Source organism: Bradyrhizobium sp. STM 3809, from assembly GCF_000239795.1.
In the GTDB taxonomy this organism is placed as follows: domain Bacteria; phylum Pseudomonadota; class Alphaproteobacteria; order Rhizobiales; family Xanthobacteraceae; genus Bradyrhizobium.
The window spans coordinates 1-5,027 of the sequence record NZ_CAFJ01000338.1 but is presented as its reverse complement, the minus strand read 5'-3'; the positions used below and the strand labels follow the sequence as shown (position 1 = coordinate 5,027).

General features: G+C 64.5%; 3 protein-coding genes. 1 reads left to right on the top strand and 2 read right to left on the bottom strand.

From position 1 onward, the window contains the following. A partial coding sequence (locus tag BRAS3809_RS18535) for a phosphotransferase (RefSeq protein ID WP_035656767.1) occupies positions 1 to 1,015 on the bottom strand: 1,015 nt, incomplete at its 3' end. 25 nt (positions 1,016 to 1,040) lie between these two features. Further along, the gene (locus BRAS3809_RS18530; RefSeq protein ID WP_008963612.1) at positions 1,041 to 2,030 is read right to left on the bottom strand and encodes a zinc-dependent alcohol dehydrogenase family protein; all 990 of its coding nucleotides are present in this window, start codon (positions 2,028 to 2,030) and stop codon (positions 1,041 to 1,043) included. A gap of 257 nt (positions 2,031 to 2,287) precedes the next feature. On the opposite strand from BRAS3809_RS18530, the gene BRAS3809_RS18525 reads away from it, so the two are divergent. Further along, entirely contained in the window at positions 2,288 to 4,981 is a 2,694-nt protein-coding gene (locus BRAS3809_RS18525; protein WP_008963611.1) for a bifunctional acetate--CoA ligase family protein/GNAT family N-acetyltransferase, read from the top strand. Positions 4,982 to 5,027 lie beyond the last annotated feature (46 nt).

Here is a 5,027-nt window from a genome sequence, read left to right as displayed (position 1 = left end):
CGGACGGCTGTATGAGCCGGCGGGCGAGTTGAAGATAGCTCCTGGCGGTCTCGAATGTCGCCGAACGATCGGGATCGCCATGGTCGGCATCCGCCCGATCGAGCTTCGCGAGAAACACCTGCGCGCGGATGGCCGCGCGAAGGGCCATGAAGAGTGGCAGGACGGCCAAGCCATCGAGCTGGTCGGGGGCGACGATCGACAGATAGCGGTTGAGGAGACGATTGGCCGCAGCAGACAACCCGAAGTGCAGCAGGTCCATCAGCGGAAATGCAAGATCGTACAGGATGTCGATCGTGGCTATCCGATCGTCGAACTCGATCGCATCGAACAGCACCGGCTTATTGCCGATCATTGCGATGTTCGCCAGATGAAGATCGCCATGACAGCGCCGGACGTCGCCCTTGGCGGCGCGGTTCTCCAGCAGCGGCGTGAGGCGGGCGAACGCCGCATGGCAGAGCTCACCGAGTTTTTCGATCTCGGTCTGCGGAAGTCGTGGGTTCGCCGCGAGGCTGGCGATCGACGCGTCGATCCAGCGCGGGATACAGCCGATCCATGCACCGGGCGGGATCGTCGCTGCGACTTCGCGTGAATGTGAGGCGGCGATCGTGTCCGCCAGATCTTCGGCCAGAGTTGCCGTCAATCGGTCATTGCGGGCGAGGTGGTCGAGCGTGTTGCTGTCGTCAAACCGACGCATCTCGACGGCATACTCGACCGGAGCGCCCGATCCATCGAGTTCAAGGGACCCATCTGGCTTCTTGGTAATCGCGACGACGCGCAGATAGATGTCCGGGGCGAATGCGCGATTGACCTCGAGTTCCTTCGTGCACGCGGCCTGCCGAAGCGTGAGCGTCGAATAGTCGAGAAACGGCAGCCGGATCGCCCGCTTGATCTTCAAGGCGCGATCGCCGAACAGGAAGACGGAAGCCGCGTGCGTATCGATCCGACGGACGTCCGCATGACGGCTGGGATCGCCCAGGAATGCGAAAACGATATCCTGGTCGGATGGTGAACTCATGAGCGGCGGCCTTCCGGTTCGCGATTCAGAGGTCGGGCACGAGGACGGCTGCGCCGAGTATGTCACCCTTCCTCAAGCGGGCAAGAACGCCGTTCGCGTCGGACAAGGGATGCGCCGTGGCGTGGGTTCGGATCTGAGCCTCGCGCGCGATGCGCAGGAAGTCCAGGCCGTCTTGCCGCGTGAGGTTCGCAACAGATACCACGTGGCGTTCTCCCCAGAGAAGCGAGTAGGGGAAGCTCGGAATATCGCTCATGTGGATGCCCGCGCAGACGACCCGGCCGCCCTTGCGGACCGCCCGTAGCGCGGCCGGAACGAGCTCGCCGGCGGGGGCGTAGATGATTGCTGCGTCCAGATCGACATCGGGACGCTCGTCGGCGGCTCCGGCCCAGCTCGCGCCGAGTTGGAGAGCGAGGTCTTGCGCGCTTCGGTCGTCTCGCCGGGTGAAGGCGTAGATCTGGCGCCCCTGCCAGCGGGCGACTTGGGCAACGATATGGCCTGCTGCTCCGAATCCGTAGAGTCCCAACCGCTCGGCCTCGCCGGCCATGACCAGCGACCGCCAGCCGATCAGGCCCGCGCACAGCAGCGGCGCGATCGCAACGTCGTCGCCTGCGCCCTCGATCGGAAATGCGTAGCTCGCGTCGGCGACGGCGTGGGTGGCATAGCCGCCATGGCGTGTGTAGCCGGTAAAGGCGGGGGCGTCGCAGAGATTCTCCATCCCGCGCAGGCAAAAGGGACAGTGACCGCAGGTGTGGCCGAGCCAGGGAATGCCGACTCGCGCCCCGAGCTGATGCATTGTCACGCCCGTCCCGATACGGTCGACATAGCCGACGATCTCGTGACCCGGGATGATCGGATACACGATGTCAGGCAGCTCGCCGTCGAGGACATGGAGGTCCGTGCGACAGACGCCGCACGCGCCGACACGGACACGAATCTCGCCGGGGCCCGGTTCGAGATCGGGCAGCATCTCGAGTCGAAGAGGGGCTCCCGGCTTATGCAGCACCATCGCGCGCATGAAGGGCCTCCTCAAGCCTGTGCCCAGCCGCATAGGCCGTTTTGGGCCGCCCCCTTTTGATGTTCCTCAAGGTGCTCGGCACACATGAAGGCCTATCAAGCGCCACCGGTCCTGACGAGGGGAGTACTCCGGGAAAGAAGCTGGTCACATTCCTCTCGATGTTGGGATGCTACGTCACGCTGGACCCTCGGCGGATTGAAACTAAGATGCCGGCGCGGGAATTGGCCGCCTTCCGCGGGCTCGTGCTGGATATCGACATGTCGACTTACCGATTGCGGAACCTGCTGTTGCCTCGCTCCATCGCGCTGGTGGGAGGCAGCCCGCGGCAGAGCTCGGTAGGACGAGCCATCCTCGAGAACATCGTCAAGGCGCGATTCGAAGGGCAGGTCGGTCTGGTCAACTCACGATATCCGGAGATCGCCGGCGTCGCCGCGGTTCGGGATCTCGCTGATTTGTCGTTCGTGCCGGACCTCGTTGTCATTACGACACCACCGCCTTCCATCCCCGATCTGATCGACCGCGCCGGCGCGCTGGGAACCCTTGGCGCGCTGATCATCACGTCGGGACTCGGCCATGGAGTCGGATCTTTGGCCGATCAGGCAGACAACGCGGCGCAGAAATACGGCATGCGTCTGGTCGGGCCGAACTGCCTGGGCATCATGATGCCGACCGTCAAACTCAATGCAAGCTTCTCGGCGCACATGCCGGTTGCCGGCAAGCTGGCGCTGATTTCGCAGTCCGGTGCCATCGCGGCCGGAATGGTGGATTGGGCGGCGCAGCGCGGGGTCGGGTTTTCAGGCATCGTCTCGATCGGTGACCAGCTCGACGTCGATCTGGCCGACCTGCTGGATCACTTTGCGTTGGATGGCGGCACCCGCGCGATCCTGCTCTACATCGAGGCCATCAAGGACGCCCGCAAGTTCATGTCGGCCGCGCGGGCCGCGGCGAGGGTCAAGCCTGTCGTCGTGGTCAAGTCGGGGCGTGGCGCAGTTGGAGCAAGGGCCGCAGCGACTCACACCGGTGCTCTCGCCGGAGCGGATGCGGTCTACGACGCGGCGTTCCGTCGCGCGGGCGTGCTGCGCGTCTCTGATCTGCGCGAGCTGTTCGATTGCGCGGAGACATTGGGGCGCGTCGAGTCGCCCGCCGGCAAGCGGCTTGCGCTCCTCACCAATGGCGGTGGAATCGGCGTGCTCGCGGTCGACAGGCTGGTCGAGCTCGGCGGTGTTTCGGCAACGCTGTCGCCCGCGGTTCACGACAAGCTTGACGCGCTGCTGCCGGCGACCTGGTCGGGCTCGAATCCGGTCGATATTGTCGGCGATGCCGACGCCGCGCGCTATACCGCCGCGCTCGAGGCGCTGCTGGCCGACCAGGCCAACGATGCCGTCCTCGTCATGAACGTGCAGACCGCGATCGCGTCGGCCAGCGAGATTGCGGCAGCCGTGACTGAGTTCGTCAGCGCCTATCGGAAGCAACACCGGCGCTGGGCCAAGCCCGTGCTCGCGGCATGGGTCGGTGCGGAGCAAAACGTCATCGAGACGCTGAGCGGCGCGGGGATTCCGAACTACCCCACGGAGGACGACGCTGTCCGCGGCTTCATGCATCTGGTTCGCCATCGGGAAGTCGTCGAGTCGCTCGCGGCCGTCCCGCCCGCCATGCCGAGCTCGTTTGCGCCGCATGTCGAGACCGCCCGGCGAATTGTCGCCACGGCGCTCTCAGATGGGCGAACCTGGCTCGATCCGGTCGAGATCAGCCGGCTGCTCGAGGCCTACGACATCGCAATGGTGCCGACATTCGCCGCGTCCACGGTGGACGAGGCGGTGGGTTATGCGAGCCAGCTCCTTGCGCAGGGCGCAACCGTCGTGCTCAAGATCCTGTCGCGGGACATCGTGCACAAATCCGACGTCGGCGGCGTCGTTCTCAATCTGACCACGGTGGAGGCCGTCCGCAACGCGGCGAACGAGATCATCGCCCGCGCCAAGGCGGTTCGGCCCGACGCGCGGATTTCCGGCGTGATCGTGCAGGCGATGGTCGTGCGCGCCAAGGCGCGCGAGCTGATCATGGGCGTTGCCGATGATCCGACATTCGGGACCGTCATCGTGTTTGGACGCGGCGGTACCGCAGTCGAGATCATCAATGATAAGACACTCGGTCTGCCTCCGCTCGATCTCCATCTTGCGCGTAACCTGATCGAGCGTACGCGCGTCTCCCGACTGTTGCGGGCCTATCGCGATGTTCCGGCAGTGAAGCCCGACGCCGTCGCCATGGTCCTGGTCAAGCTTGCGCAGCTCGCAGCCGACGTGCCCGAAATTCGGGAGCTGGATATCAATCCGTTGCTTGCCGACGAGAGCGGCGTTTTAGCGGTCGATGCGCGTGTCGCCGTCGGCAGGGTTCCGCCGAAATTCAAGGGGGCCGGCCCGGCGAATTTTGCCGTCCGTCCGTATCCGACACAATGGGAGCGGCATCTCCAGGTGAAGGATGGCTGGCGCATCTTCGCCCGGCCGATCCGGCCAGAGGACGAGCCGACCATCCATGAGTTTCTCAAGCATGTCACCCCTGAGGACCTCCGCTTGCGCTTCTTCGCACCGATGAAGGAGTTCACGCATGAGTTCATCGCGCGCCTGACCCAGCTCGACTACGCGCGCGCGATGGCTTTCGTTGCTCTCGACGAGGCAACTAACGAACTGGTCGGTGTCGTGAGAATTCACTCCGACTCGGTCTATGAGAGCGGGGAGTATGCGATCCTGTTGCGCTCGGATCTCAAGGGCAGGGGGCTGGGCTGGGCGTTGATGCAGCTGATCATCGAATACGCCAAGGCGGAAGGGCTGAAGATGATCTCCGGCGATGTCCTTCAGGAAAACACCGTCATGCTGGAAATGTGCAGAAATCTCGGCTTCGACGTCAAAACCGATCCCACCGAACGTGACCTCTGCAATGTCAAGCTGAGGCTTTAGAGCCCGCTTGCACGCCGGGTCTGTTCAAGCCGCGGGGGCGTCGTTA

Coding starts and splice junctions, on each gene's coding strand:
- BRAS3809_RS18525 (WP_008963611.1), top strand. CDS start 2,288: ATGTCGACTTACCGATTGCGGAACCTGCTGTTGCCTCGCTCCATCGCG.
- BRAS3809_RS18530 (WP_008963612.1), bottom strand. CDS start 2,030: ATGCGCGCGATGGTGCTGCATAAGCCGGGAGCCCCTCTTCGACTCGAG.